Source organism: Leptospira ilyithenensis (assembly GCF_004771005.1).
GTDB lineage: Bacteria > Spirochaetota > Leptospiria > Leptospirales > Leptospiraceae > Leptospira_A > Leptospira_A ilyithenensis.
On the sequence record NZ_RQHV01000049.1, the window covers coordinates 122,451 to 148,676 of the forward strand.

Below are 26,226 nucleotides of genomic sequence, written 5' to 3' on the forward strand. Positions count from 1 at the left end.
ATATTGAAAATGGAGGATGATTGCAAATCAATATAAACCGCCAAACGAATCGGGTTTGGCGGTTTATTCGTATCAGATCAAACTGCAGCGAGACTCTTTTTCTTACCTTTAATCTTTGTTAGATTGGAGAGAAGAATCGCAGAACTATCCAATACATAATCCTGAGCGAGCGCCTTACGGGAAGCTCTTCTTTCCACTTTCGCGCGAGGAACGCTTCTTTCCAATAAGAGACTGACCAAAAGGCGAGCTGCGGATTCAACAACTTCGAAAGCAAGCTCTTCTCTGAGAGTTCCTGTTCCGATCTCGGCAAATTCACTTACGATTGTTTCCAACTGACTCCAAAGTTCTTTCAATTCGTCGGAAACTTTGAATTTGGACATTTCGTCTTTGATGTATTCCCTGAAGATACCAGTTTCTGTCATACCCGCAACAATACTTCCTATGCAGGCAACCACTTGCAATTGAGTCGTACCTTCGTAGATATTTGTAATTCGAACATCACGATAGATTCTTGCAACATCATAATCTTCCGTATAACCGGAACCGCCGTGAATTTGCAAAGCATCGGAAGCAACTACGTTGGCGAGTTCAGTGATATAATATTTGGAAAGAGGGGTAAGTAGAGATGCCAATTTTTCCCATCGTTTGAAGGTTTCGTCTTTGCGGATTTCCTTTTCAGGAATTCCATTCATACGACCTCGTTCTTCTTTCCAACGATAAAGGTCAACAGAGCGGCTTGCTTCGTATAAAATACAACGCATTCCAGCAATTTCTCTTTCCATACGATCCAACATTTTTTTCACAGCAGGGATTTGATCGATGGTCTTACCGAATTGCACCCGTTCGGTGGCATACTTACGGCCTTCAAAATACGCTGCGGTTGCAATTCCCATTGCTTGTGCTGCAATATTCAAACGCGCCTGATTCATCATTGCCATGGAATACTTAACAAGACCTTTGCCTTCGTCCCCGATCAAAATCCCAGGGCTGTTTTCAAAAACAACTTCGCAGGTAGGAGAACAATGAAGTCCCATTTTCTTTTCAATGGATGCTACGAAGATATCTTTGGAATGAACCAAAAAGAAAGAAAGACCGCGGGCACCGCTGGTCGTAGATCCCGTTCTTGCTAAAGTCAAAATGATGGAAGGCATAGTATCAAAACCGCAAGCATGAGTGATGAATCGTTTGGTTCCTGTGATTTTCCAAACACCGTCTTCTCCTTTCACCGCTTTGGTTTGTAAATTGGGAAGGTCGGATCCGTAGTTCGGTTCAGTCAATGCCATGGCACCGCAAAGTTCTCCTGCAGCCATCTTGGGAACGAATTCATGGATCATCTCTTCCGTTCCGAATCTTTCTACAGTTTCCGCAAGGTTCATGCAACCGAGTGTAATCGCAAGTCCGCCGTCTGCGCGGGAAACTGATTCGGATAACATGGATTGTACGACGGAAGGAAGCCCTATCCCACCGTAATGACGGTGAATCCCGTAAGGAAGTAGACCTGCCGATTTGATTTTATTAATCACATCGATCATTTCTTTGGGAAAGGTAACCTTTCCGTCTTTGTATTTGAGTCCCACTTCATCCATTTGTTTGGCGACTTGAGAGACATCTTTACCTGCGATATCTCCGCCTGCTTCTAAAGTAGAACGATAAAATTCAATCGCGTCTTCATAATTTCCGGGAGCATAAGCGAGTTCTTCTTGGCTTGTTTTTTGATAAAGTGCGTAGTCTGTAAAATTTTCTTCATATGAATCCACGATTTCCTTCCAATCGGTGAGGGAATCGAAATGATCTTTTAAATCTTCATTATCAGAAAAATAATTATTTGATATCATGTAGGGATCTCCGAACTAGAAGTAGTTCCAGATCAATTATAAGGGATAGCCCGAGAACCACAAATATTTTTCTTAAGGATTTTCCGGACCAAGAACCGGCACCGGGGCGAAGTAGTAAAATAACTGAGAAAACGACTGTTCACTAACTAATTCTTTACCTGATTTTTTCCGCCTGCTTCGCAATCTCTCCGATTTGGTCTTGGAGAAGTCTTGTATTTTCCGCAACCACTTGCACTGCATCTTCAATGCTCTGCGCAGCGCGAGTGACTTCTTTATTTCCAATACTTTGTTCCGTTGCAATAGTCTCCAACTGAGAAGAAAGATCTTTCAATTCTCTTTGCGAAGAAACAACCCTCGCGTTGATATTTTGCATCTCTTCGATTTTTTCGTGAAATACTTTAACGCTGGTTTCAATCGCAATAAGCTCCTTTTCCTGGTTAGTCGCCATCTCCGAAGCAATACTCGCTGACTTGTTTCCGTTTTCCAAATCTGATCTTGATTTTTGAATCGTTTTGGAGATGATACTTGCATTCGTAGCGGAATTGTCCGCCAATTTTCCCACTTCCTGCGCGACCACGGCAAATCCCCTTCCATGTTCTCCTGCGCGTGCGGCTTCAATGGAAGCATTCAGAGAAAGCAGATTTGTTCGATCGGCAATTTCTTTCATGATTTGATTTACTTCTTCCACTTTCATAAAAGACTGTTTTACTTCATCCAAAGCGGAATTCAATGATGACATAGAAGTCGAAACCTCATTACTGAAGTTAGTTGATTGATTGATTTGTTTGGAAATCTCCGTGATTTCCAAACGGATTTCACTCACCAATTTTTCCAAATTGTAACTTTCTTCATTCAGTTTTTCAATTTTTTGATATTGATCCCGTACAAAATATGCGGAACTTTCCGTCGCTTGGGAAATCTGAGTGAGAGAAGCACTGATCTCTTCGATGGATGTGGCTTGCGTTTGGATCTGGGAATTCAAATCTTCCGTAAAGATTTTCAAAGCTGAGACGGATTCGTTGAGTTTTACAGCCGTTTCCTGCATATTTCCCTTTTGTTTATCTACAATTAACGCATGCTCATCGGCAATACGTTTTCCTTCCATAGCTTCGTCCCTGGTTTTGACAAGCAGACTTACCATCTTGCCTGTCGCAAATGTTGCCATAAGTAAAAATGTAAGTTTTACTACTTCAATGGAAGTTGACAAAGCAAAAGGAAATTTATGAGGATCTGTACTATCGATAAATTCCACTCCGCTTAAATAAGCAACATACAAAGTAACCAGATTTATGATCGAGAGCAAAGCACCTACAACGACTGTTTGGCGCCAGGAAAAAAGGAACCCCGAATAAAGTATCAAAAAAAAACTGATCGTATAATTGATCCCAAGTTTGATAGAACCTGCAGCAATATCCTCATTGATATTTGCCTGAAGGATGGTATTCATTCCTGTGACAAATACGTCGCATAACACAAAATAAAATGGTTTAGGATCCAAACCTTTTTTAAATAAAAAAGCCTGAATCCCGGAGCTGATCCCATAAATGGCCGCGCCGATAATCATGATGGTTGATTGAGTGCGATCGAGAGTAGAATAGGTTCCGATAATACCTAAAGTAAAATTAATAAATAAGAAAATTCGAATGGAATTGATCGTTTTTGCGGGCTGAAGGGAGTAATTGTCCATCTAGTCAATTACCCCTTCCGAAGATGATTCTGACAAACCAATTTAGCCTATTCGTAGATACTTTTGGTTCAAGATAACAAACGCAACTATGTTGCATTTTTTTGTTTGACAGATATTCCGAAAATCCAATAGTGCAATCTAATTGCATTTGCAACATAATTGCACACACAGGAATCAGTCATGAAAAAAATACCAGTCACTGTTCTCTCCGGTTTTTTAGGAGCGGGTAAAACCACTCTTTTAAACCACATCCTTCACAACCGGGAAGGTAAAAAAGTAGCAGTCATCGCAAACAAATGGTCTATATTAAAACCGGCAGAACAAACAAAATTTTTATCTATTTTAAAAAGTCTGAATGCGGATGCGGAAGCAATTCCTACCGATTTCAGTAAAGTCTCATTGGAGAAATTACTGGACACAAAGAAATTTAACTTTGACAAGGCGACAGAATCTCCTCTTTGGCTAAAGGAACTGAGAGGAGAACAACATCCGGAAGGGTACTGGTGGGCAGCGATAGACCTTGCGGAAATGAAACTAGGACCGGAGTATTGGAAAAGTCTGGAATATCCTTTTCCCGATTGGGATGAAATCCTGTCCGACGGATCGAACGAAGCCGAGGTCGCCTAATGAAAGTTTTTTTAGGAGACAAACCGATCGAACTTTTGGGCAAACAACCCAAACAAGGAGAATGGATAAAAAAGAATTTCCGTTTGCCAGCAGCCTATAATACAAAAATACCTTTCACGCCCGATCAACTGAAAGCCGGTCTCGTCATAGTATCCACTTTGCCAAAAATAAAATCTAATGAATGTTCAGCGCAAATTTTAAACCTGGAGCAGGAATTAGCGATAAGAAAGATAAATGCAAAAATCGTCCATATCGCTTGTGACTGTGCCGATCATTGGGAAGAGGTAAAAAATCTACATCCGTTTCTGAAAGCAAAAGGTTTCAGTTTGAAATTTGCAGACACAACGGATATAAATAGTTTTAAGGAATTTTTCGGTGTTGGTGTCAAAGGTTCTCCGAGGATCGCTCATGGATTATTTGCCTTTCAAAACGGCTATTTAATCCAATCAATGATCCCCAGACAACAGTATGGAATCCCCAATATCAAAAAGCTTTTGGATTCGATCAGTTCTTAGTTTTGGTTCTCCAATCATTCCATTCCTTTTTCGTTCTGAAATGCTCTCCTGTAATGGCTGCTAAAGCATAATAAGAGAGCTTTCTTTTTTCCGCTTCGGATCCGTTCACATGTTCAAACAGAACAGGAAGGGAGAGTTTGTCCTTTCGTCTGGCCAATTCTTCCATTGCCGGACGATAAACATTCGGGTCATTTGAGTTTGTAGCATCTTCAATGACCTGTCTCGCTTCCCGGCTTTGGAGTTGTGATACGGCAGATAATACTTGCGGAGCCATCTGCGGTCTGTTTTTGAGGAGTCTAATTAATGTAGGTAAGGCGCTCTCATCGCGGATTGAACCGAGCGCTTCCAAAGCATAAGATACCAGTTTCCCATCCGAACTGTTTGTTGCGGTGATCAGATCCCCTACTGCTTCTCTCGCACCCATCACACCAAGTGCCCATGCGGATCCGTAAGGACCTTCTTTCGCACCGGACAGTAAAACCTTACGAAGTACAGGGATAGATGCCTTGTCTCCAATCCAACCCAAAGCTTCCGCAAACGAATCCCTATTAGGCGTTGAATCAAGAACAAGCAGACTTTCCAATTTTTCCCGAGCGGGGGCGTATTTTTGGCGGCCTGCGATTTTCGCAGCATTGCCCCAGGTTGATTTTTTATCAGAATTCAATAATGCCAGAGCACGTTTTCCCGCTTCCAACGAAGGAATACCTGACAAAACATCCGTTACATACATTTGCGTTTCTTCCGTTTTGGATTCAAGAAGTGGAAAAACCAAATCAATCGTCTTCGGATCTCCGATTTGAACGAGAGAAACGGACGCGTTTTCTTTTCCCTTGGAAAAGGAAAGATCCAACGCCTTTGCAAGAGTAGGCACCGCTTTTTTCGCACCGATTCTACCTAACGCCAAATAGGCGGCAGCAAGCGTGGTGGATCCGTCCAATGTTTTGGTCAGGTCCAAAAGATAATCTTCCGATTCCTTGTGGCCTAATTTACCGAGAGCCATGGCGTAAGTTTTGTCTTTTTCCCTGTTCTTATTTTTTAAGGCCATCTTTAAGATGGAAGCTCCTTGGTCTTTTGCATCTATGAGAACCAAAGCTTCTATCGTTTGCAATCTAAGAGTAGGATCTTCCGAATCCAAAAGAAAAATGATTTGTTTTCCCGCGGAAGGATCTTTCAATCTTCCCAATGCATCCAGATACACGTCTTTCGGGTTTTCTTTATCGGATTCAAGCAACCTAACAATCGCTTGTGTAGCCGATCTTTCCTGAAGATCACCCAAAGCAATCGCGGCCCCGGCCCGAACACCAGGCTCTTTGTCGATGAGAAGTTTTTTCAGTTTGGGAATGCTTTCTTTAATCTGTCTGCTGCCCAATTGAATCGTAGCTTGAGAGCGTAAAAATACGTCATCGGAATCCAAATCTTGCAGTAATTTTGCCGTTGGTATTTCTTCTTCCACTTCATCCTCTACTACAGGTTTTGGTTGGACTTGGTCTTTTTCTCCGCATTGAAAAACGAATGTACTTAGAAAAAAAATGATGATAAAACAGTATTTGGATAGGTGCATAATTTTCTGTATATATTTATCAATTTGAGAAAAAGTGTAAACCTCAATATCAAAATCCGACTGATTATAAACTCTCCAGATATTCGATCAGATAATCTCTTAAATCCTGATTTAAGTTCTTCACGAAATTTTTGCTTTTTTCCGCCTCACCTCCATGCCATAAAATAGCTTCCATCAAGGTTCTTGCCCTTCCATCATGCAAGTATCTTGCTTCCCCGTGAACGGTTTCCAATAATCCTATCCCCCAGAGAGGAGCAGTCCTCCATTCATTTCCGTTCGCTTCTCCGTCTTCTTTTCCATCGGCAAGCCCTTCTCCCATATCATGCAATAAAAGATCCGTAAATGGGCGAATGGTTTGAGAAGCAAGTTGTTGAAAAGAAGCCGTAGGAGCAGTCTTCATTTTCGGAACATGACAATTGGCGCAACCCGCCCAATGAAACATCCTTTTTCCTTCCAGAATATTTCCATAATAAGCCTTTCTGCGTATAGGAACGGCAACTAACTGCATATATTTGGTGATTGCAACGACTTTTGCTTCGGACACTTCCAGTGAACCTCCGTTTGTTGCAGAATTGCATTGAGTTTGGGTCGATGTACAATTTTGACTGGGGAACATGGGGTTTGTAATTCCCAAGTCTCCTAGAAATGCAGCGGAATTTTGTCTTTTTAAACTGGGAGCATTTGCCTTCCAGCCGAACCTACCCAGACTTTTGCCGGAACCGGAAAGGTCCTTGATATAATTCGGTCTTCCCGAAATTCCGTTTTTATCTTTATCATTAGGATCCGCAAAACCCAAAATGGTATCCTCCGAAACGGATTCCAAAAGTCCAAGACCGATCACCTGCTGTGTCATCCTAACTGATGTTTTAAGATCAGAGGCAAGTCCTCCGTAATTCAAACCCGAAAAAACAATCTTAGGCGACCGAAGGGTATAACCTGTACCGTCTCCGAAATTTCCGACAATCGTATCGTATCCAAGGATCACATTTCCTTCTGCAGAAACTCCACCGACTCCGTTCGGTTGCAACTGGTTTCCGTAATTCGCTTCAGCATTATTTCCCCCGCTCCCAACGCCTAACCGAACCAAGCTGGAAATCAACCTGGTTCCGTCAGGATCAAAGGTCCTTCCGTTCTTTTCGTGGCACCCCAAACAGGAATCCCTGTGAAAAATAGGACCCAGTCCGTCTCTATCCGGAAGGCTTGCGGAAACACCCGGGGTCCAGGGAACATCAAATACTGACTGACCGATAGTAAATTCGGATATTACTGAAAGTTTGGAATTAGGACCGAATTGTAAAAAAGCTCTCTCGCCAAGTTCCATGCTCGTCATGGTTTTACCGGCGGATAACTCTTCTCCGTCTTCATATTCCCAAGGAACCGTATCTAACAAACGTTCTATTGTAGAATCGGAAGATCCGGAGGAATTTTCATTTAATCCCGGTAAGACGGAACAAACTCCTCCTCCCTTACAAAGGGAAATTCGTGGATCGGAACAGTGCAAAAAAAAACAAAGAACGTACAGCCGACATACGTTCTTTAAAAGAGGATAAATATACATTCAATCAAACTTTTCAATCGGGAAGAGTAACAAGAACCGGCGTTGCGGCTCCCCAGGATTCTTGCAAATCAGGCCGTCCCAAAGAGCCTTTGAAATTCCACCCCCATCCGTACAGTGATCCGTCGCTTAACATGGAAAAATTATGGGTTGCTCCGCAACCGAAAGAAACTATATTTCTAATTCCGATCACTGCATCCGAAGGTTCGTAAACCTTGGCAGTGGTTGTGTTTCCGATTCCCAAGTTGGCGGTGGTGGAATTGGCACCCCATCCTTTCACAGTTCCGTCGGAAAGTATGGCAAAACTTTGAGTTCCATTTGCCCAAACAGATGTTACACTGGAAATATTTCCGACGAGTGAAGGAGTAGCTACATCAGCTGGTGACCCGGAACCACCCAGTCCCAATTGTCCGCTTGCCCCCAATCCCCAGGAATAAACATTTCCATCGGACTTCAAAGCAAGCAAATGGTCTCTACCGTTTGCAATATGTTTGATTCCGCCCAGAGTCGCGACTTTTTTAGGAGTGGAAGTAACTGCCGTAGAGGTCCCGATCACTCCGTCTCCTAAATTTCCATACTGATTTCTACCCCAAACATAAACGTCACCTGTGGCTGTTAGAGCAGCAGAGTGCTGGGAACCCGCAATCACCTGGATCACGTCGCTTGGCAATCCGATTACATCCACGGGACTTGCCGAATAACTGGCAGAAGTTAATCCTGTGGCACCGTTTCCCAACTGACCTACGTTATTTTGTCCAAAAGCAACGACCGATCCGTCCGATTTCAAAACAACTGCATGATTGAACCCGAATGATCCCATCACTGCATTTGAAATTCCGGGAACTACACGAGGAGGATGTCTTGGACCCGCCGCGGAAGCGGATGTTTCCAATTCGAGATTATCTCCCTGTCCCAATTGACCTTGCGCATTTGCCCCCCAGGCCCAAACAGTGCCGTCTGTTTTGATGGCAAGGGAATTGTTTTGGTTGAAAGAAATGGAAGCGACATCACCGATCGTAGATAATTTTGTAATCGTCGAATTGGAATTGTCGCCGGTAGAAATACCTTGCCCCAACTGACCTTTGTTATTTCGTCCCCAAGTGTACAATGATCCGTTTTTTACAAACCCTGAATGAGACCCCCCGCCCGTAGTGCGATTTCCAAAATAAAAGGAAATTGATTTGGTAACATAAGTTCCCGTTTGACCGATAAAACTTACCCTAAGGGTATTTTGCCCGATGACAGGTTTGATGGAGCCGGATAAAGTGGCAAGATCTGCAGAAGCCGAACTTAGAGTTAATTTTTTGGAGTTATTCAAATAAATCTGATAAAGACCTTTTTCTTTGGAAGAAATAGACAGATCAACCTGATAAACAAACAGTTGTTTTCCGGCCAAGGGAGAAAGAATTGAAAAACTGGATCCTCCGTTTGCATTATTTGCTTCCGTACTTGTTATGATAGAAACTTCAAAGGAACCGGGAGTAGCGACGGATACATTGAATATAACAGGAGTTGTACCCGCCGAAGTTGCAATTTTAAAACTACCTAGGGAGGCTCCTTCCTTGGAAAGGACATACAAATGAAATGTACCTTCCTGCAAGTCCAATTTCCAAATACCACTCTCATCTGTCGTGGCATCGGCTTTAGCAGAAACACTGCGCACGGAAGTATTTCCTTCTGCAAAAGACAGAGATGCTCCCGAGAGAGGATTGCCGGAAGAATCCTTAAGAACCCCGGTGACTCCAAACGACGTCTCTCCCCCGGATAAAATCCCTAAGATTCCAAAATTGATTCCTGATGGATCTTCTTTACAAAACGATAAAGAACAGATTCCCAAAAGAAAGACGGTCAGGACTGAGAATCGATTGATTTTTCCCATTAATTCACCTCTCGGACTAATATGATACTGAGTTTAAGTCTCAGTATCAATAAATTATAATAAGCCTAAATTTGTCAAGTTTTGAGCGATGAAATGATTTCCAGGAAGTGGTAAGAAACAAAAAGCCCGAAGTGAATCTTCGGGCCCGAGGGACTATTTTTTATGTTTGAGGAACTTGGCTTCTAACTTCTTGCAGGGAAGAAAGTTCTTTTCTCCACACTTTCAAGTCTTTATCGGCGTTCACTTTTTCCGTTGCAGATGCTTGGTTTTCCATCCAATATTCAATCATTTGAATACGTGATTCCAATTCGTAGATTTTATAGTCAAAGTAAGCTCTCTGTTTTGCGGGAGCGGGTCTTTCCGGTCCGGCAGAAGGAGGATTGTTACCTGGTTCCGACCATTTGTTCTTAGAAATGAAACTGGCAAAACTAGCATCCATTGCGGTGAAGTCTTCCAACAATTCCTGTGCTTGTTGTTCTTCTGCTTCCGTTCTGGGAGGGCGGATTTCTTTCGGGATATAGAAATTTTTAGGGTATTTCGCCGCAAAATCCCTCCACTCTTCTTTTACTTTTTCCTTTCTGTCCGGTTTTTTCTCCAAAGCGAAAGGCCAAAGTTTTTCTGCCTGACTGAGTTCGTCATCCTCCGGGTAAGGAGCATCCGCAAACTCAGGATCATCAAATAGATGTTTTGCGGAAGTTTCAAAAGATGGATCCGATTCATCCATTCCCAAATTCTTTTTGGAACTGTTCGAATCTCCGTCATTTAAAAATACCAAAGATAAGGCAAGGGCAAGGACCATAAGTCCAAACCCTCCCAAAATCAGTTTATACCGCTTTTTCATAATTCCCTCTTATGCGAAGATGGATACAACCCAGGAAATCGCCTGACCGAAAATGTTTTCAGTTAGGAATTTCTTAAGATCAACAGGGTTACGATTCAAACTGTCATAGTACCAAGCAGTGTATTCGCTCACTTGAGGAATCGCAAATCCATAACGGGAGTTAATCGCTTTGATGAGCTCATTTGCAAACACCGAGTGACCGAACATGTTCGGGTGAACTCCATCCAATCCGAATACGCCTGGTTGGTTAGGAAGCGGCCAAGCAGCTCTAGCGTTTCCCGGAGACCAACCGGAGGAACTTGCCAACGGACGACCGTTTTCTTTCATATCGTCAAAGATCACTTTCAGGTCAGCCACTGCGAAACGCATAGTTGCCCCTTGTGCTTTGATTTCATTATTGAGCATTGTAAGGAAAGTGGAAATCTTTGCCACTTCAGTCGCATCCAATACTTGGTTCGGATCGGAAACGGAACCTCTGAAGAAAGCCTTGAGTCCGCTGTAATTCGCTCTGCCTTGCGGGTCAGTGTATTTTTCGAGGAATGCAATTGCAGTTACGTTAGGAATAGTAAATAGAACTCCGCCTTTCAACGAACCCATTGCAGACATTTTTGCAAAGAAAGCGCGAATATCTCTTTTGTAACGGGCTTCATCCAAACAATCCGTAGATGTATGAAGTGCAGTACATAACACGTGATTTGCGGCAGCGGTTCCGAATAGGAAGGTAGGCTTCACTTTCTCCATGATTTGCGTTTGAGTTCCCGCATCACGTAGTCCGTATTGGTGGAATTTGTCCGGATCCTGGCAATCGGCAACAGTCACCCAACGGTAAGTGTACCAATACCAAGTTTGCCAGTACCATTCTTTTTCTTGTTTGGTGGCAGTGATGTCTTCGCATTTACCGGAAGTTTTGAGAAGAGTAGTATACTCCGCTCCGGTAATACCTGCGTGAGTCGGAAGAGAAACGGTTTTTCCATTTCCACCGATGATGGAACTTGCGATACAAAACACACCGCAATCCCATTTCAAAACGTCCTCTAGGTTCACATAAGGACCGGCTAGTTCATTGTAGGAAACGGAAGCCCCCGCTTGTTTGGAAACTAGTACCGGATAAGCCCAATCCTGGGTCTTTTTTTCTACGGTAACACCGAAGAATCCGTGGCTTAAAGAGTCACCTACGACCCCTACTTTTTGAAACATTTGTGCCTGAGTTTGAGACCAGACCGGCATGGACGAAATTAAGGCTAAAAATAGCCCTAAGATGATTGATTTTTTCATTTTTTCCCTCTTTTTTATACATATTTAACACAATTACGCCAATTGCATCATTTTTGTGCGTTTTTGAACCAGTGTCAAGATTTTTGGAAATTTATTTTGAAAAAAAGATCATTTTTTTCATCGAATGTGCTTTTCCGGTCTTTGCTCCCGGGGAAAGATCGACCCCATGCATTTGGCCACAATTCAGTCTATAACGGGAAATCTGCTCTATTCCACTTTTGTTTCCATAGGTTCCGTCGCAGAATTACATATTTACGAGAAACAGGAACACGGGATTTCACTCGGAATTTTAAATTATACCCTTACCTTGATCGATGAATCCAGAAAATCAATTGAGGCATCCAAAAAAGATACAACCATAGGACTGGAATATTCCACCTTTCTTGCCGGCGCATACGAAGCATTAGGTTATATGAAAAAGCAGGCAGAATCGTATGTACTTTACGTAAATACGGGAAACAAAGACTATATTCAAGAATTTGAAAAAGCAAGGACAAGTGCTTGGACAAAAATCAGCGAGCTCTTGGGAATTTGAGGTTAAAAATGAATCCATCCGTTCAGAAAACAAAAAATCGGCTACTTCTACTCGGCCTTGTCGGCCTACTCTGCATTTCGTTTTCGACGTATGCGGATGCTAAAAAGGAAAAACAATTCGCCAAACAAGAAACAGGCGCAGGAAATCACGGAATCCTATTGGAATCCATTGGAACCTTATCGGCACAAGGACTTTATTTGACTTATATGTCGATAGGAACTTTATCCGATGGTTTTGTTTCGCAAGCATACGATAAAGAGACTACGGAAAATATCATGACTTCGTATGTGAATTTATCTAAGATCTGCAAAGACCAGATTTCCACGCTCATCAAGGAAGGAAATCTGTCGGCTGACGATAAAAAGTTTCTGAAAGAAATCGAATCCACTTACGGGTATCTTATCCTGCAAGGGCAAGCAATTCTAAGTTATATTGCAACTTCCGACCAAACCCAACTCAAGGCTTTCGAATCCAATCGTCTGGAAGCCTGGAAACGAATCACAAAGATCCTGGATATAAAGGAATAAGTTTATTTCCATAACCGGATTTTTTCGTTAGGCGGATACCTCGTATAGTTTGGCAATAATCATTATTTCGATATTCCGTATATTTGAATTATGAGCAATCATTGAAATCGGAAAGGTCTTTATTGTCTTTGATCGGCAGGCTTCGAAAGCTTAAAGTCTACGATGCAAGTATTCTTTACGATTTCAATCGGCATGTCTCTAAAATCTGTGATATCGACCATTATGCAAAAAGACCGTTCCTAAAACAAGGCCCGGACCAACCACTCACGGGCAAACAGCTTATTTCTTTCGGCCACCGAACTCTCACTCGATACCGTTCAAATCATAAACGATAATGAGACTCAATATTAGTACCTTGACGGGAAAGGTTCCCAAAAAAACATGAGACTGAATCTCAATTTCAGGATAAAATCTATGAAACGACTTACTACTACCCTTTTTCTACTGCTAGGCTTGGCAGTTTCTAATTGCGACCAACTCGGCCTAAACGGACTGAACCCTTTTGAAAAAGACAAAAAAGAAAACGATGCAATTGCGCTTGCATTTCTTGCCCTCACGGGGGGTGCCTCGCCTACAAAGGAAAATTTTTTAATTACTTATGCAAATATCGCTGAGAAAAATTATTCGGATGCTTACACAGCAGCGGTCTCCTTCCAAACCAAGGTAAATGCATTTGTTGCAAATCCGACCCAAACAGGGCTCAACGAACTCCGAACTGAATGGAGAAAGGCAAGAGTCAGTTACTTACAGACGGAGATATTTCGATTTTCCAATGGCCCGATAGATAACAAGGAAGTTGTTTTTGAAACGATCTCGGGAGAAAGCAAGGAAATAGAGCCGCTGGTCAATGCTTGGCCTATGGATGAAAGCTATAACGATTATTTAGTGACAAACGGAATCGTAAGTAAAGCTGCCTTATTACCCGCAAACGAACAAGAAGAAGCTACTGCTGACGAACCGACCGAATCAGCAAAACACGTGTCAGTTGGCTGGCATGCAATCGAATATACTCTTTGGGGAAAAGACAATGCAACATCCAACGCGGTAACGGCCGGACAGAGACCTCTGGCAGATTTTGTATCCAGTGCAAATTTCGCAAATCGAAAGACTTATTTAAAAAGTGCAACGGATCTCCTCGTGGATCATATGACAATTCTTAAGAAACAATGGTCTTCCACCGACTCCAATTCCTATTACTATAAGTTTATCAAAGATGCAGATGGTAAATCTTTAGACTCTGTTCTTCGCGGAATTGCCAAATTCGCTTACGGGGAATGGGGCGGCGAAAGAATGTCAGGTGCCGCGTCCGGTTCACAAGAAGAAGAACATTCTTGTTTTAGCGATAATACCAAAAACGATTTTTATTATGATGCAACGGGTTTTGAAAATATTTTCACCGGAACCTACAGCGGATCTTCCGTTTCTCCGGGAATCGGACTTGGTTCCATCTTAACTTCGGAAGAAAAAACGGCCACTCTCAAAAACATAAGCAATGCCAAACTTTTTTGTCTGAACGAACATGATGAAGACACTTCATTGAACCAAACATGCGCAAATGGAACAATCTCCTATCGTTTTGATCAGGTGATTGTTGCTTCGGCAGTAGGAACCACTCAACACACTATCTTTACCGGCACCATCCAAACCAGTGTAAAGGCGATAGGAAAAACGATCCAATCCGCTGCAAAACGATTCGGAACCACAATTGAAGACTCGGGACTAAATCTATAGCTGGGATCGATGTTTAGTTACTTTAAAAAACTAATCTTAGTAATGCTAACAAGTCTCCTCATAGGAGCTTGTTCTCAAATTTTCAAAGAGAAAGATAAAAACAGCCCGACTACGGAATGGGCTGTACTTGCATACTATCTGACCAACACAAACCAAGATGATCCCAGGGAGGCATACTCCGGAGGAGATACTACTACGTTTGATACGACGGTAAACGCATTCGATCTGATTGCAAACAATGTGGATGATATTGAGCGTCTGGTGCGTTTTGACAACGGAAATGCAAATTTTAATCTGAATTGGGTTCCTGTGGGAAGTACAGCATTGCAAGGATTAGGTCCTACTTTCAATAGTACGTCTTGTAACGGATGCCATGTCAGAGACGGAAGGGGAAAACCTCCCGACGACGGAACAAACCTGACTACTATGCTGATTCGAATCGGCAAAACAGGAGAAATCCATCCTGTCACCGGAGGCAATGTGGGGTTGGACAATTTCGGAACACAATTAAATCCGAGAGGAATCATAGACAATAACGGAAATACGATTCCCGGAGAAGGCTCGGTGCATATCACCTACCAGGAGATAGCTGGAATATTTCCGGACGGTGAGACCTACTCTTTAAGAAAACCTACTTATACGATCACTTGGAATACTGGGGGCTTGGGAGTGGCGGCACCTGCAAGCTTCGAACTTTCTCCCAGAACGGCTCCCATCATACCGGGGTTAGGTCTCTTAGAAGCGATCCCAGAGTCAAAATTGATGGAATGGGCGGACCCGAATGATTTCAACGGAGACGGAGTCAGTGGAAAAATCAATCTGGTTTGGGACAGAGCTACCTCATCTTCAAAAATAGGAAGGTTCGGCTGGAAAGCAGGTCAACCGAATTTACGCCAACAAAATGCAGAAGCATTCCTGGGTGATATGGGACTTACAAATCCTTTTTTCCCGACCAATGACTGCCCCGGATTACAAACCGACTGTGCCTCGAGTCCCGTTTTATCAGAATTGGAAGTGAGTGAAGTCAGGCTTGGGTTTGTTTCATTTTACACTAGTTTGGTGGGAGTTCCGGGAAGGAGAGGATGGAAACTTGATACGGTCAAAAAGGGAAAAGTTTCTTTTCATGAGATCGGTTGTGCCAATTGCCATAAACCTTATGTAATTACGGGGGAACACGCAAACAAGGAAATTTCCAATCAGGACATTCGGCCTTATACGGATTTACTATTGCATGATATGGGAGAAGGACTTGCGGACAATCGGGGAGAATTTCTTGCCAACGGAAGGGAATGGAGAACCCCTCCTCTCTGGGCTCTCGGGCTTATCAAGCAAGTGAACCAACACGAATTTTTTCTCCATGACGGACGCGCACGCGGATATCAGGAAGCCATCCTTTGGCATGGTGGAGAAGCGGAGTCCGCCAAACAAAAGTTCATGCAAATGCCAAAAGAAGACCGGGCCAATATCATTCAGTTTTTGAGATCTTTATGAAATTAAAAAGTCCGATTCTATTTGCTTTAATTTTACTTAGTTGCCAAAAACATCAAAACAAAGCAACGGAAGATGCGAATATCCAAGGTTCGCTTCTAACGCTCGCTACAGTATTCAAAACTAGTGATTTTCTGAAGAATACGGCTGAAAATGTAATCCTGCCTTCCTACCAAAAACTCCAAACGGAAACAAAATCATTTCAAAAAGCATGTGTCGATTTCAAAACAAATCCTACGACGAACACTTTAAGCGAAATCCGCAATCAATGGAGAATTGTTTGGCAACAAGTGAAAAAAGTGGAAGTTTACAAATTCGGTCCCGCAGAAAACGTGTTAAATGGTTACGGGCAATTGGAAAGTTATACGCAAAAACTACCTATCTCTCCTGCCGAAATAGAATCTGCGATAGGTTCCAACTCCATTCCTTTCGGGGTAAAGAAATCGGGTTGGGGGGCAGTCGAATATTTACTCTTCAGCGGAATCAATGGAAATTTTTCGTTAACTCAATTTCAAACCGATCCGAATCGGGGAACCTATCTTTGCAGGATTGGGGACAAAATGGCTATCGTATCCGACTTTCTCACGAATTCCTGGAAGAAGGAAACGACTGACAGCTTTTATCGCCTATTTCTTTCCCCCGGCAATTCGGAAAGCCCTTACGAAAGTCAGGCGGACGTGGTAGACGAGTTAATGAACCAATCCATTTTTTTACTCACTTCCATCATCGATACAAAACTGGGACTTCCTTCCGGCTTGCTTGCCTCTTCTCATGGAGTGGAAAACTGGAATCAAAGGGAAAATCCTTATGCTGAAGCATCTCTTGAATCCGTTCGTTCCAATTTGGAATCGATTCTGTTTATCATGCAGGGGGACCTAAATGGAAATACAAACAAGGGTTTCTCAAAAATTTTAGAGTCCAAAGGTTCCGGTTTGGGAATGGAAATCGAAACCGAATTACAAAACACAATCCGAATGATAGACGGTTTGCAATCAAACTCGGTATATTTCGGTTTGCAGTCTTCTTTCGTAAACCAGAACAAAGTTTTCCGGGATCTATTCGAATCCGTTAGAAAATTACGAATTCAATTTTCTACAGGTGTAACATCCGCACTGGGAACTACCGTAGGAGTATCATCGAATGACGGTGATTAGTTGCATTTTAAAAGAAGTTCCTTCGCACATACTCATCCATTTCAGAATCATTTACGGTACTTTAGGATTCGTATTAGTAAGCCGATACCTTTTCAACGGTTGGATCGAAAAATATTTCTTACAGCCTAAGGTATTTTTTCCTCATTTGGTGGCATTGAATCCGTTGCCGTATCCATGGCCTTATTTGCATGTTTTTATTTTGTTATTTCTCTCTTTGCTGATTTGTTTCGGGATCAAAACCAGATGGGCCCTCTTCTTTTTTCTTCCTCTCTTCTTTGCATTTCATTTTTTTGACAGAACTATTTTTTTAAATCATTATTATCTGTTTTTGCTATTCGGTTTTTTGTTACTTCTATCACCGTTACACGAAAGAAATAAAAAGATTTCTTTTATTTGGATTTTGATCTTTCGGATTCAAATTCTAATTCCTTATTTTTTCGGAGGAATCGCAAAATTAAACCCGGAATGGCTGCAGGAAGGCCAGCCTCTTCATATTTGGTTGTCCCGTTCGGAGGATATAAGATTCATCGGAGAGCTTCTCGTCTTACGGGAGACGGGAATTCTTGTTAGTTGGCTTGCCTGTATATTCGATCTGACGATCCCTTTCTTTCTATCTTTACCATATACCAGAAACATAACATATCTATTTGCGCTCGTATTTCATCTTTTAACAGGCTTATTTTTTCCTTTGGGTATGTTTCCCTGGATGATGCCCCTTTTGGGGCTAGTCCTTTTTTCTCCCGAAACACACGAAAAGGTAGGAAATCTTTTCGACAACAAACTCGCTCTATGTTTGTCACAAAAAATCGTTCCAGTAAAATCACGCTTATTTCAAAAAATAGCAATCTTGTTATGTGGCATTTTGTTTTTGTTCGAAATGTTCCTGGCAAACAGGCATTGGTTTTACCCGGGAAATCTATTTTGGACTGAGGAAGGATTTCGTTTCTCCTGGAATATCATGGTGGTGGAAAAGGCTGGTTATGCGGAATTTTGGATTCAAACTGATAAAAACAAAATTCCAGTCCGACCTGGTGACCACCTAACGGATTTCCAAATCAGAATGATGTCGTATCAGCCTGATATGATCGAACAGTTTGCACGCTATTTGAAGACCGACTATATAAAAAAGCATCCTGAGATGAAAGACATTCAGATTTATGCGAACATATTTGTATCCGTCAATGGCAAAACTCCGAAGCGTCTGGTAAATCGGAACTACGATCTTGCGGAAAGTATCACTCCTATGTTTCAAATTCCTAACTTTGTATTGAAAAATAATTATCCATGAACCTAAAATCCGATTCCATCACTTACTTTATTTCTGTTTGTATTTTAACTTATCTCTTGTCCTTTTCCGTTTTTGCACAAACGGAAAAACCGGAAGATGCCGATGAAAAAGAAAAACAAATCAAAGAAGAACCGGGAATCAAAGTCATAGGTTCCAAAGAAAAAGATTTGGCAAAGGTGCCTGGATCTGCGACTGTTATTTCAAAAAAATATCTGGAAGAGACAAATCCCATCGATCCTTTGGAAACTCTTCGAAGGGTACCCGGGGCCTCCGTCAGATTCCAAGATGCCGCAGGGCTTACACCTAATATTGGTTTCAGGGGAGTGTCCAATGAAGAAACAAGAAAGACTTTAATCCTGGAAGACGGGTTGCCTGTTTCGCTTTCTCCTTACGGACAACCGGAAACCTACTATTTTCCTTCCATCGAAAGAGCGGAGAGAGTTGAAATTATAAAGGGCTCGGGCTCCATTCTTTTCGGGCCGAGCACAATCGGCGGAATTATCAATATTGTAACAAGAAAGCCTCCCGTAGAACCGAAGTTTCAATGGAAATCCATAGGAGGGGCAAACGGTTATCTTTCCAACTTACTTCGATATGGTGGGACATTCGGTAAACTGGGGATCGATACGACCGTATTTAGAAAATCGGGCGACGGATACAGAGACCACCAATCCTTTCAAGTCAATGAGTTTGATTTGAAGCTACGTTATACCTTGGACAATGAATCGGCATTTACTTTTCGATTGCAAAGTCACGAACAGAAGGCGGAATCAACCTATCTGGGACTATCCCAGGGATTGTATCAAAAAAACACGAAAATCAATCCTGCCGTATTCGATGAAAAAAAACTTTCACGCATAGCAACCGTCATAGGATGGGAAACTTCCCCTCTTTCTTTTATCAAAGGAGGGATTCGGACCTATGGAAACCAAGCAAGCCGGGACTGGGGAAGACAGGATTACTTATTTGATAATACAACAAACGGCGGTTATTTGCCACCTCCCGGAGATACACTCGGAGTTTATACTCCTTCCTTTATGGGAACAAGACCGGGAGACACGATCTATATGCGCGAAACTTACGGCCAGAGGAATCAGGACTTTCAGATATTCGGATTGGACGGTAGAGGAGAGTTCAGTTTCAAAACAAAAGAAATTTTACATGAAATCGACTTCGGTGCGCGTGCGCACGGAGAAAAAAATCAAAACCGGCTTTATCTAAGCAAAACGAAAGATTACCAAGGATGGATCACAAGAAGAAATCTATTGGATGATTTTACGGGAGCAAGTGCCGTCGATTTTATATATAAATCAGCCAATCAGGATCTAACGAACAATCAGTTGAGAAAGATAGAAGCTTACTCCGTTTTTTTACAAGATAGAATCCATATAAACAAAAACTTCCGACTTATTCCGGGGATTCGACGGGAAGATATAAGACAAACAACATTTACAACAAGAAGATCTCCGTCTCCGTCGGAACAATCCGTAGGATTTGTCTATCCGGGGGTCTCTTGGATAGACACAAACGAGAGTTCAATGGCAAGAACAAATATCTGGTTACCAGGAATCGGATTTGTGCATAAACTTGTCGAAAAAACGGATCTGTTCGGAGGAGTTCACAAAGCTTTTTCGCCGCCTACTTTTTCATCAGGCTTTGATCCCTACGGAAGACAATACAATCTCAGACCCGAAACAAGCACAAACTACGAGACCGGAATTCGTTCCAAACTTCCTTACTTTGTCCGTTTGGAAACTGCGATCTATAAAATGTTTTTTAGAGATCAGATTATAAACACGAATGAAGCGAATTCGGAATTAGGAGCAAGACCTGCTAACACGGGATATTCCATTCACCAGGGATTGGAATTTTCTCTCGGTTGGGATATGGGAAAAACCATACAAAAATCCTGGTCTCTCGAATGGGAATTCATTTATTCCAAAATAGATGCCCGCTCAAAATCTACACCTAACTTAATTTATTCGACAGATTATAATGGAAATTTAATTTATGATACAAGACCTCTTTTCGTTACGGAAGGGAACAACACTTACTCAAGGGACACCAGAGGAAATGTGCTTCCGTATGTATCGAGAGACAGCGGCGCCATTGCTCTTGCCTTCTCTCATCCGAAAGGATTCTTTCTTCGCAATGAATTCCAATACGTAGGCAAACAATTCAGTGATTTGGAAAATACGGAAAATGAAACCCCAAGCGGATCCCGGGGGATTATTCCCGAATATTGGCTTTGGAACATAAGTTCAGGTTATAAACCGGAAGGGGCGAATTGGTCTCTATTTATAACTGCAAAAAACGTAACTGATAAAAGATACGTCTCCGGTCGACTTCCCATTGGAATCCAACCCGGAACTTTTCGTCAGATCAATATAGGGTTCAGCATCGAACTTTGACCGATCGGCAAAAACAAAAAATAACATGCGCTAGTTTACCTTATCGATTCTTTTTGCCAGCACAATGTTTCATCTGTTCTTTCATTCTCTCCACTACTTTACGGTCCTTTGTAAGAGAATAAAGGCGGAGTCCTCCCAGATAAAGCATATAGAGTTCAAGACTCAAAGACTTGAGTCCGTCTTGTTTCAAATCTGATCTAAATCGTAAGATACAAATTTCAATTGTATCGAGAACATACTGGATCGCGTCCGTTCTGTACGGATCGAATTGACTTAAATGGGATACTTCACCTGAAAATAAAGCGATTGGACAATCTTTTCTGGAAGAATTTCTTTGGTTTCTCAAAATAAAATTCACCCATTTTTCGATGAAGTCTTCCAGAGTGACCGCCTTATCCAAGACTTTTAGCATAACAACTCTTTGTTGAAGAGAAAGGTAATTCAAATACTCGTATCCGATCTCATCTTTCGATTTAAAATGATCGTACAAAGTCTTTTTGTAAGCACCCGCCTTCTCCAAGATCTCGGAAATTCCCGTAGCCTGGAATCCTTTCTCACGAAAAAGAGTAAAAGAACTTTCTAAAATTTTATCTTTTGGTTTCATAAATGTAAAAATCACCGTAGTTCAATGATTATTGTTCTATTTAGACTGACTAGTTCACTTTTAAGGATAAATTTCGTCGGTCAATACGAATTCTCTACAAGAGACTAGAATGTCAGTCGAATCTCCGGAAAAATTCATAAATTTTCAGTAAGACCCAGACAATGAGGAGCATTAAAATCGAAAATAGAAAACTTGCGAGATAAGTATCATTTGTAACGGAGACAAAAAGCTGAAATACGTTCTTGCGAAAAAGAGAATAAGCCGGCAACCTCGCCACAACACCAGCAAATACAAAAACAAACAATGCATATTTCCCGTATAACGAAAGCCAATTGAAGAGAGAACGGTTGTATTTTCCCGTAAATTCGAGCAGATGATAAAGCAACTGGGAAATACCCGCCGTAAACAATACAAAAGAAACGGACCAGAGTGTTTTATTCAAAGGAATCAAATAGGAAAGAAAGATTCCAGTAACGATAAGAATTACGGAACCTAAAATGATCTTGGCTTTGAAAAAGGATCCGTTTGTTTGATTTTGATTTTGGAGACCGAACAAAAATCCGAATAAGGCAGTGGATAAAGCAGGGATCGTGCTAAGGCAACCTTCAGGATCCAAAGGAGTTGTCTCTTTCCAAACATGAATACCAAATAACAATCGATCTACGACCGATGCCCAGTTATTTTTCAGATCCAAATCGGGAAAATCCGAATTCAAGCTGATCATTCCTTCTTTCGGAATCGTAAACCACACAAAAAAAGTGTAGATGAACAAGCCGCCGAAGACAAAAAAAACATATCTCCGAAACCCAAACAAATACAGCAAAACAGTTGTTAATGAATAAACGATTCCGATCCTTTGCAATACTCCTGGAATCCGAAAATTTTCCGGGGAAAACTTGGGAAAAAAATTCAGAAACAATCCGAGGGAAACAAGAAGGCTGGTCCGAATGAGGATTTTTTTCCATTTCAAAACGGATCTTCCTCCTTCTTTATAACCGAAAGAGACACTAAACCCTACAATCCATAAAAACAAAGGAAATACCAGATCCGCTAATTGAAATCCGTTCCAAACGGCGTGTTTGAAAGAAAAATATTGATAGGACCAAGAACCGGGGAGATTCACAAGTAACATCAGAAAAACGGCAAAACCACGGAGCACGTCCAAATTGAAATTGCGATTGCCGTCTAACACGTTAAAAGAAGGTACCAAACTGTTTATAATTTACTAAAGTGGAACGGATGATTCCATCTTCCCATTCATCAAGAATCACATGACTTCCCTTTAAGTAGGAAATAATTCCCGCTCTATCTTCTTCGCCCACTTTAATCAACTCATACAATATCATGGAAATTCTTTTCGAATCCCTATATTTGGGAATTTGTTCCCGTTCAGTAAGTAGATCGAATTTATCTTTAAGATTGGTTGCAAAAAGTTCCCATTCCCGAATCCCTTCCAGGATGTCCCTTAGGATTTTTGCCTTTTCGTCCCCTACTTCATCATCTATGATTTTTCTGGAAACCAACATCAAACGTAAGTAAATATAAAGAGTCGGGCTATTCAAAAGTATGGTTCTGATTTCCTGTTCTTTCAAATTCATGAATATTCCAACTAATGCTTGTATGGTCTTATCGTTTTGTTCCAAGATATCGAAATAAGATTCCCAGGTTTGCGCATCCAGATTGGCAAGTAGGTGGATTTTCAAAGTAGGATCTTTGTCCATATCATCAGCTAACGAAAGAATACGAAGACTTTGTTCGGAATCAATTAAACTTTTTACCTGAGCAAAATATACATTGGAATCGAAATGGCCTTGAAGAATCTGTTTTCCATATCCAAAGTAAATAAATCGTAACAACAACCAGGGAGGAAAATCAGTATGATTCAAAAGAGTTCTGGTTTCCGATTCCGAACGATAAAGCCAAAGGTATTCGAATACCAGATCAATCAGCAAATCATCCTTGTGAAATACCTCAACCCAATCCTTTAAAAAACATTCTTCGTGGATTTGGCGGAAAAAACGAATCATTTCGCTGGGTGAAGCATTCATCCAGAAATCAGATTTTTCCCATCGCATAACGTTTATTTGCAAAGGGAAAAGAACGAAGGTCAAGCAGATTCAATCCAAATTACCCTTAATACAGCCAAATTGGGACATAGAATGGGTTTTTTGAGGGTTTTGAGACGTTTAAAACTGATTTCCGCGCTTGGGAGAATGATTTATACTTTCTCATTTTTCCCGGGAAGAAAATAGATTTCTCTTCCTGAAACTCGCTTAAACAGAAGTAATCGTCAACGGCGCAAGTTCTACCGGGTTCTTTGCCACCTATAACTAACTCTCTTCTACCCAGACGGCATGCACTGTATCAAAGTATTCTTTCACTTTTACAATTTGATTGTCATTCAGTGTAATTAAAAAATGATAATGGTTGTTATAAAGTTTTGAGTTTGATTTTCGGATGGCTTTTGATTCTGCGATCAAGCTCACTCTGTCTTCCTCCGCTGTCATCTCTCCCAAAAGAAAGGTAAATTTCTCAAAGTTGCGCTGTAGCATCTTAAAACCAAGACTGATCTTTCTTTTATCATAATCCCCGGAAACAGGAATATTTCCCAAAATCCACCAGTGAAGATCATCAGCCAAAAGGACGAACGCTTCACTTAATTTCTGTTCGCTGATTAGATCGAAATATTCTTTTACGATTTTTTTATTTGATTCTTGAATTGTCATAAGACAGATTTCCTAATTTGTTAATTTTTTAAAATTCCTTCATACTTTCGGCTGATTTTAGCATGCAATGTTTTTCTGTTTTTTTTTGCGGAAGCTTTAAACCAGACCGTTTCTTCCCAATTATTCCGGGTCAGTTTAAATCCTGAAATCCTATTTTTTTCCGATTTTTAAATTTAAATATAGACCGGTCGTTTCACTTTTTTAAAATATAGATAGACTGACTGGTTCACCATTAAGGCACTCCAGCCAAACTGATTGTTTTTTCAAACGGAGATAATATGAAAGCACAAGAATTGCATATAAAAGCGAGAGACGGATACAACTTGGTAGGAACCCATTTTGTACCAGATTCTGCGACAGCAAAAAAAAACAGCGATGTCATAGTAATTAACTCGGCCGTCGGTGTCAGGCGATCATTTTACGGGCCACTTGCCAAATTCCTTTCTCAGAACGGATATCATGTATTTCTTTTGGATTGCCGGGGAATCGGGGATTCCGGAGACCCGAAATCAATTGATGAAGGAATATACACCTGGGCTATTTTGGATCTAAACGCTCTATTTGCCCATATAGAGGAAATTTTTCCGAAATCCAACTTGCACGTATTAGGTCATAGCGGAGGAGGATGGCTTATGGGATTCATTCGCCCGCCGAAAAATCTAAAATCAATGATCCTGCTGAATGTAGGAGACGGCTATTACGGATCCTTTTCCTTCCCCAAAAACATAACATTGTATCTGGTTTGGAAATATATGATTCCGGCAGAAGTCAGAAAACACGGAGTTTTACCGACAAGCAAACGTTACTATGGTGTTCCCCTCCCAAAAAATATAGCACTTAGTTGGGCGGAATACGGATTGAAGAAAGGTTTTACAGAAAATAAATCCATGAACCCCTATGCCAAATATTTTCAAGACTATACGGTGCCTGCTTTGGCATATAGTTTTTCCGATGATACTGTTCTGTCTTTGTCGGCCATTCGTGTTATGAACCGGAGATTTTCAGGATTGAATTTGCTCCATAAACACATTCAACCGAAAGAAATCGGAGAAAAGGAAATGGGACATTTTGGTTTTATAAAACCAGGTCAAAAGAAAAAACTATGGTTGGAGCTTGTGGACTGGCTAAACCAGATATCGCACTCGGTTCAAAAATCATCTAATGATGAATCAAAAAAGGATGCCGTTACGAAAAAGAAAGAAGAAAGAAAAGTAAAAGCTTTGATTTAGAAAGATTGTAACGCCCGCCCCCGCCATCTTTGGCGGGGGATTTAATTCCGCTCAAACAATCGTCATTTTATATTTTATTGGCAAAGCCTTGGAAACACAGGCAAACAATAACAGAGCCAATGCATTCGTTATTCACTTCGGAATGGCGAAAAAAATAAAGATTGTCCCACCTCCTGGTAACTTCAATGATATCGTTGTCGAACAAAGACCGGAAGTTCCCATTTTCCTTTCGACCAAGGAGTTCATTTTGGCAAAATTCATAGGTTATTTCATAGCTATCGTTCTTGTTTTAGCATTTGGTGCAGCAGGTTACACTTGGTCAGTACTTAACTGGAGTTATTCGGAAGGTGATCGCGCCGGGTATGTGCAAAAATTATCAAAAAAGGGATGGGTCTGCAAAACCTGGGAAGGCGAAATCGCATTGGTAACTATGCCTGGCACTGTAGCCGAAAAATTCTATTTTACAGTAAGAGATGAAAAGATTGCACAACTCATCAATGATTCCGTTGGCGAAAGAATTGTTTTGGAATACGAAGAACACATTGGACTTCCCACTTCCTGCTTCGGAGATACAAGTTATTTCATCACTGGTGTGAAAAATATAGAATAATCTTTTAATCAACCCTGGTCATTGAAAGCGGCACAGTAGCGGACAGCCCGCTTGAGGAGTTTGCAATGACTGCAAAGGTCATCTAACTGTAAATAAATAGAGGAACCTGTATAGATAAAAGAAAAGCTCTCTGTTATGATCAGAGAGC

The 26,226-nt window shown here is 41.4% G+C and carries 22 protein-coding genes; 11 read left to right on the plus strand and 11 right to left on the minus strand.

Annotated elements, in window-relative coordinates:
- Positions 1–77: 77 nt before the first annotated feature.
- Both EHS11_RS11045 and EHS11_RS11050 read right to left on the minus strand, forming a co-directional pair.
- Positions 78–1,835, minus strand: a complete 1,758-nt coding sequence (locus tag EHS11_RS11045; RefSeq protein ID WP_135764471.1) for an acyl-CoA dehydrogenase family protein — start codon at positions 1,833–1,835, stop codon at positions 78–80.
- 154 nt (positions 1,836–1,989) lie between these two features.
- Positions 1,990–3,522, minus strand: a complete 1,533-nt coding sequence (locus EHS11_RS11050) for a methyl-accepting chemotaxis protein (RefSeq protein WP_135764472.1) — start codon at positions 3,520–3,522, stop codon at positions 1,990–1,992.
- Between the two features lie 180 nt (positions 3,523–3,702).
- Here EHS11_RS11050 and EHS11_RS11055 point away from each other — a divergent pair, with 180 nt between their 5' ends.
- Together EHS11_RS11055 and EHS11_RS11060 are read left to right on the plus strand one after the other, a co-directional pair.
- Positions 3,703–4,149, plus strand: a complete 447-nt coding sequence (locus EHS11_RS11055; protein ID WP_135764473.1) for a GTP-binding protein — start codon at positions 3,703–3,705, stop codon at positions 4,147–4,149.
- Positions 4,149–4,664 (plus strand): hypothetical protein, encoded by a 516-nt coding sequence (locus EHS11_RS11060; RefSeq protein WP_135764474.1) that lies wholly within the window; start codon positions 4,149–4,151, stop codon positions 4,662–4,664. Before EHS11_RS11055 ends, EHS11_RS11060 begins: the two co-directional genes overlap by 1 nt.
- Here the strand turns inward: EHS11_RS11060 and EHS11_RS11065 are convergent.
- The 5 genes from EHS11_RS11065 to EHS11_RS11085 all read right to left on the minus strand — a co-directional run bounded on the left by EHS11_RS11065 (position 4,654) and on the right by EHS11_RS11085 (position 11,775).
- The gene (locus tag EHS11_RS11065) at positions 4,654–6,225 is read right to left on the minus strand and encodes a HEAT repeat domain-containing protein (protein WP_135764475.1); all 1,572 of its coding nucleotides are present in this window, start codon (positions 6,223–6,225) and stop codon (positions 4,654–4,656) included. The genes EHS11_RS11060 and EHS11_RS11065 overlap by 11 nt on opposite strands.
- A gap of 64 nt (positions 6,226–6,289) precedes the next feature.
- Complete coding sequence (locus tag EHS11_RS11070; RefSeq protein WP_425460580.1) at positions 6,290–7,555, minus strand: di-heme oxidoreductase family protein; 1,266 nt, start codon at positions 7,553–7,555, stop codon at positions 6,290–6,292.
- A gap of 241 nt (positions 7,556–7,796) precedes the next feature.
- Complete coding sequence (locus EHS11_RS11075) at positions 7,797–9,659, minus strand: RCC1 domain-containing protein (protein WP_135764477.1); 1,863 nt, start codon at positions 9,657–9,659, stop codon at positions 7,797–7,799.
- 160 nt (positions 9,660–9,819) lie between these two features.
- The gene (locus EHS11_RS11080) at positions 9,820–10,500 is read right to left on the minus strand and encodes a hypothetical protein (protein ID WP_135764478.1); all 681 of its coding nucleotides are present in this window, start codon (positions 10,498–10,500) and stop codon (positions 9,820–9,822) included.
- 9 nt (positions 10,501–10,509) lie between these two features.
- Positions 10,510–11,775 carry a hypothetical protein gene (locus tag EHS11_RS11085; RefSeq protein ID WP_135764479.1) on the minus strand — a complete coding sequence of 422 codons (1,266 nt, stop codon included), beginning with the start codon at positions 11,773–11,775 and terminating at the stop codon, positions 10,510–10,512.
- 166 nt (positions 11,776–11,941) lie between these two features.
- Here EHS11_RS11085 and EHS11_RS11090 point away from each other — a divergent pair, with 166 nt between their 5' ends.
- From EHS11_RS11090 to EHS11_RS11120, 7 genes are all read left to right on the plus strand, one after another.
- Positions 11,942–12,310 carry a hypothetical protein gene (locus EHS11_RS11090; protein ID WP_135764480.1) on the plus strand — a complete coding sequence of 123 codons (369 nt, stop codon included), beginning with the start codon at positions 11,942–11,944 and terminating at the stop codon, positions 12,308–12,310.
- 8 nt (positions 12,311–12,318) lie between these two features.
- The gene (locus tag EHS11_RS11095) at positions 12,319–12,837 is read left to right on the plus strand and encodes a hypothetical protein (RefSeq protein ID WP_135764481.1); all 519 of its coding nucleotides are present in this window, start codon (positions 12,319–12,321) and stop codon (positions 12,835–12,837) included.
- Between the two features lie 414 nt (positions 12,838–13,251).
- Positions 13,252–14,568, plus strand: a complete 1,317-nt coding sequence (locus EHS11_RS11100; protein WP_167884414.1) for an imelysin family protein — start codon at positions 13,252–13,254, stop codon at positions 14,566–14,568.
- 9 nt (positions 14,569–14,577) lie between these two features.
- A complete protein-coding gene (locus EHS11_RS11105) occupies positions 14,578–16,059 on the plus strand; it encodes a di-heme oxidoreductase family protein (protein WP_425460577.1) in 1,482 nt (493 codons plus the stop codon).
- A complete protein-coding gene (locus EHS11_RS11110; protein ID WP_135764484.1) occupies positions 16,056–17,210 on the plus strand; it encodes an imelysin family protein in 1,155 nt (384 codons plus the stop codon). Before EHS11_RS11105 ends, EHS11_RS11110 begins: the two co-directional genes overlap by 4 nt.
- Positions 17,197–18,498, plus strand: a complete 1,302-nt coding sequence (locus EHS11_RS11115; RefSeq protein WP_135764485.1) for an HTTM domain-containing protein — start codon at positions 17,197–17,199, stop codon at positions 18,496–18,498. The genes EHS11_RS11110 and EHS11_RS11115 overlap by 14 nt, the downstream gene beginning before the upstream one ends.
- Positions 18,495–20,909, plus strand: a complete 2,415-nt coding sequence (locus EHS11_RS11120; protein WP_135764486.1) for a TonB-dependent receptor family protein — start codon at positions 18,495–18,497, stop codon at positions 20,907–20,909. The genes EHS11_RS11115 and EHS11_RS11120 overlap by 4 nt, the downstream gene beginning before the upstream one ends.
- Before the next feature lie 40 nt (positions 20,910–20,949).
- Here EHS11_RS11120 and EHS11_RS11125 read toward each other — a convergent pair whose 3' ends face one another.
- The 4 genes from EHS11_RS11125 to EHS11_RS11140 all read right to left on the minus strand — a co-directional run bounded on the left by EHS11_RS11125 (position 20,950) and on the right by EHS11_RS11140 (position 24,239).
- The gene (locus tag EHS11_RS11125) at positions 20,950–21,513 is read right to left on the minus strand and encodes a TetR/AcrR family transcriptional regulator (protein WP_135764487.1); all 564 of its coding nucleotides are present in this window, start codon (positions 21,511–21,513) and stop codon (positions 20,950–20,952) included.
- A gap of 112 nt (positions 21,514–21,625) precedes the next feature.
- On the minus strand, positions 21,626–22,723 hold the full coding sequence (locus EHS11_RS11130) for an acyltransferase family protein (protein ID WP_135764488.1): 1,098 nt from the start codon (positions 22,721–22,723) through the stop codon (positions 21,626–21,628).
- Entirely contained in the window at positions 22,707–23,561 is an 855-nt protein-coding gene (locus EHS11_RS11135; RefSeq protein ID WP_246047791.1) for an LBF_1199 family protein, read from the minus strand. The genes EHS11_RS11130 and EHS11_RS11135 overlap by 17 nt, the downstream gene beginning before the upstream one ends.
- A gap of 282 nt (positions 23,562–23,843) precedes the next feature.
- Positions 23,844–24,239, minus strand: a complete 396-nt coding sequence (locus EHS11_RS11140) for a nuclear transport factor 2 family protein (RefSeq protein ID WP_135764490.1) — start codon at positions 24,237–24,239, stop codon at positions 23,844–23,846.
- Between the two features lie 278 nt (positions 24,240–24,517).
- Here EHS11_RS11140 and EHS11_RS11145 point away from each other — a divergent pair, with 278 nt between their 5' ends.
- On the plus strand, positions 24,518–25,468 hold the full coding sequence (locus EHS11_RS11145; protein ID WP_135764491.1) for an alpha/beta hydrolase family protein: 951 nt from the start codon (positions 24,518–24,520) through the stop codon (positions 25,466–25,468).
- A gap of 88 nt (positions 25,469–25,556) precedes the next feature.
- Positions 25,557–26,078: a hypothetical protein gene (locus EHS11_RS11150; RefSeq protein ID WP_246047793.1), complete on the plus strand. Its 522-nt coding sequence runs from the start codon at positions 25,557–25,559 to the stop codon at positions 26,076–26,078.
- The last annotated feature ends 148 nt before the right edge of the window (positions 26,079–26,226 follow it).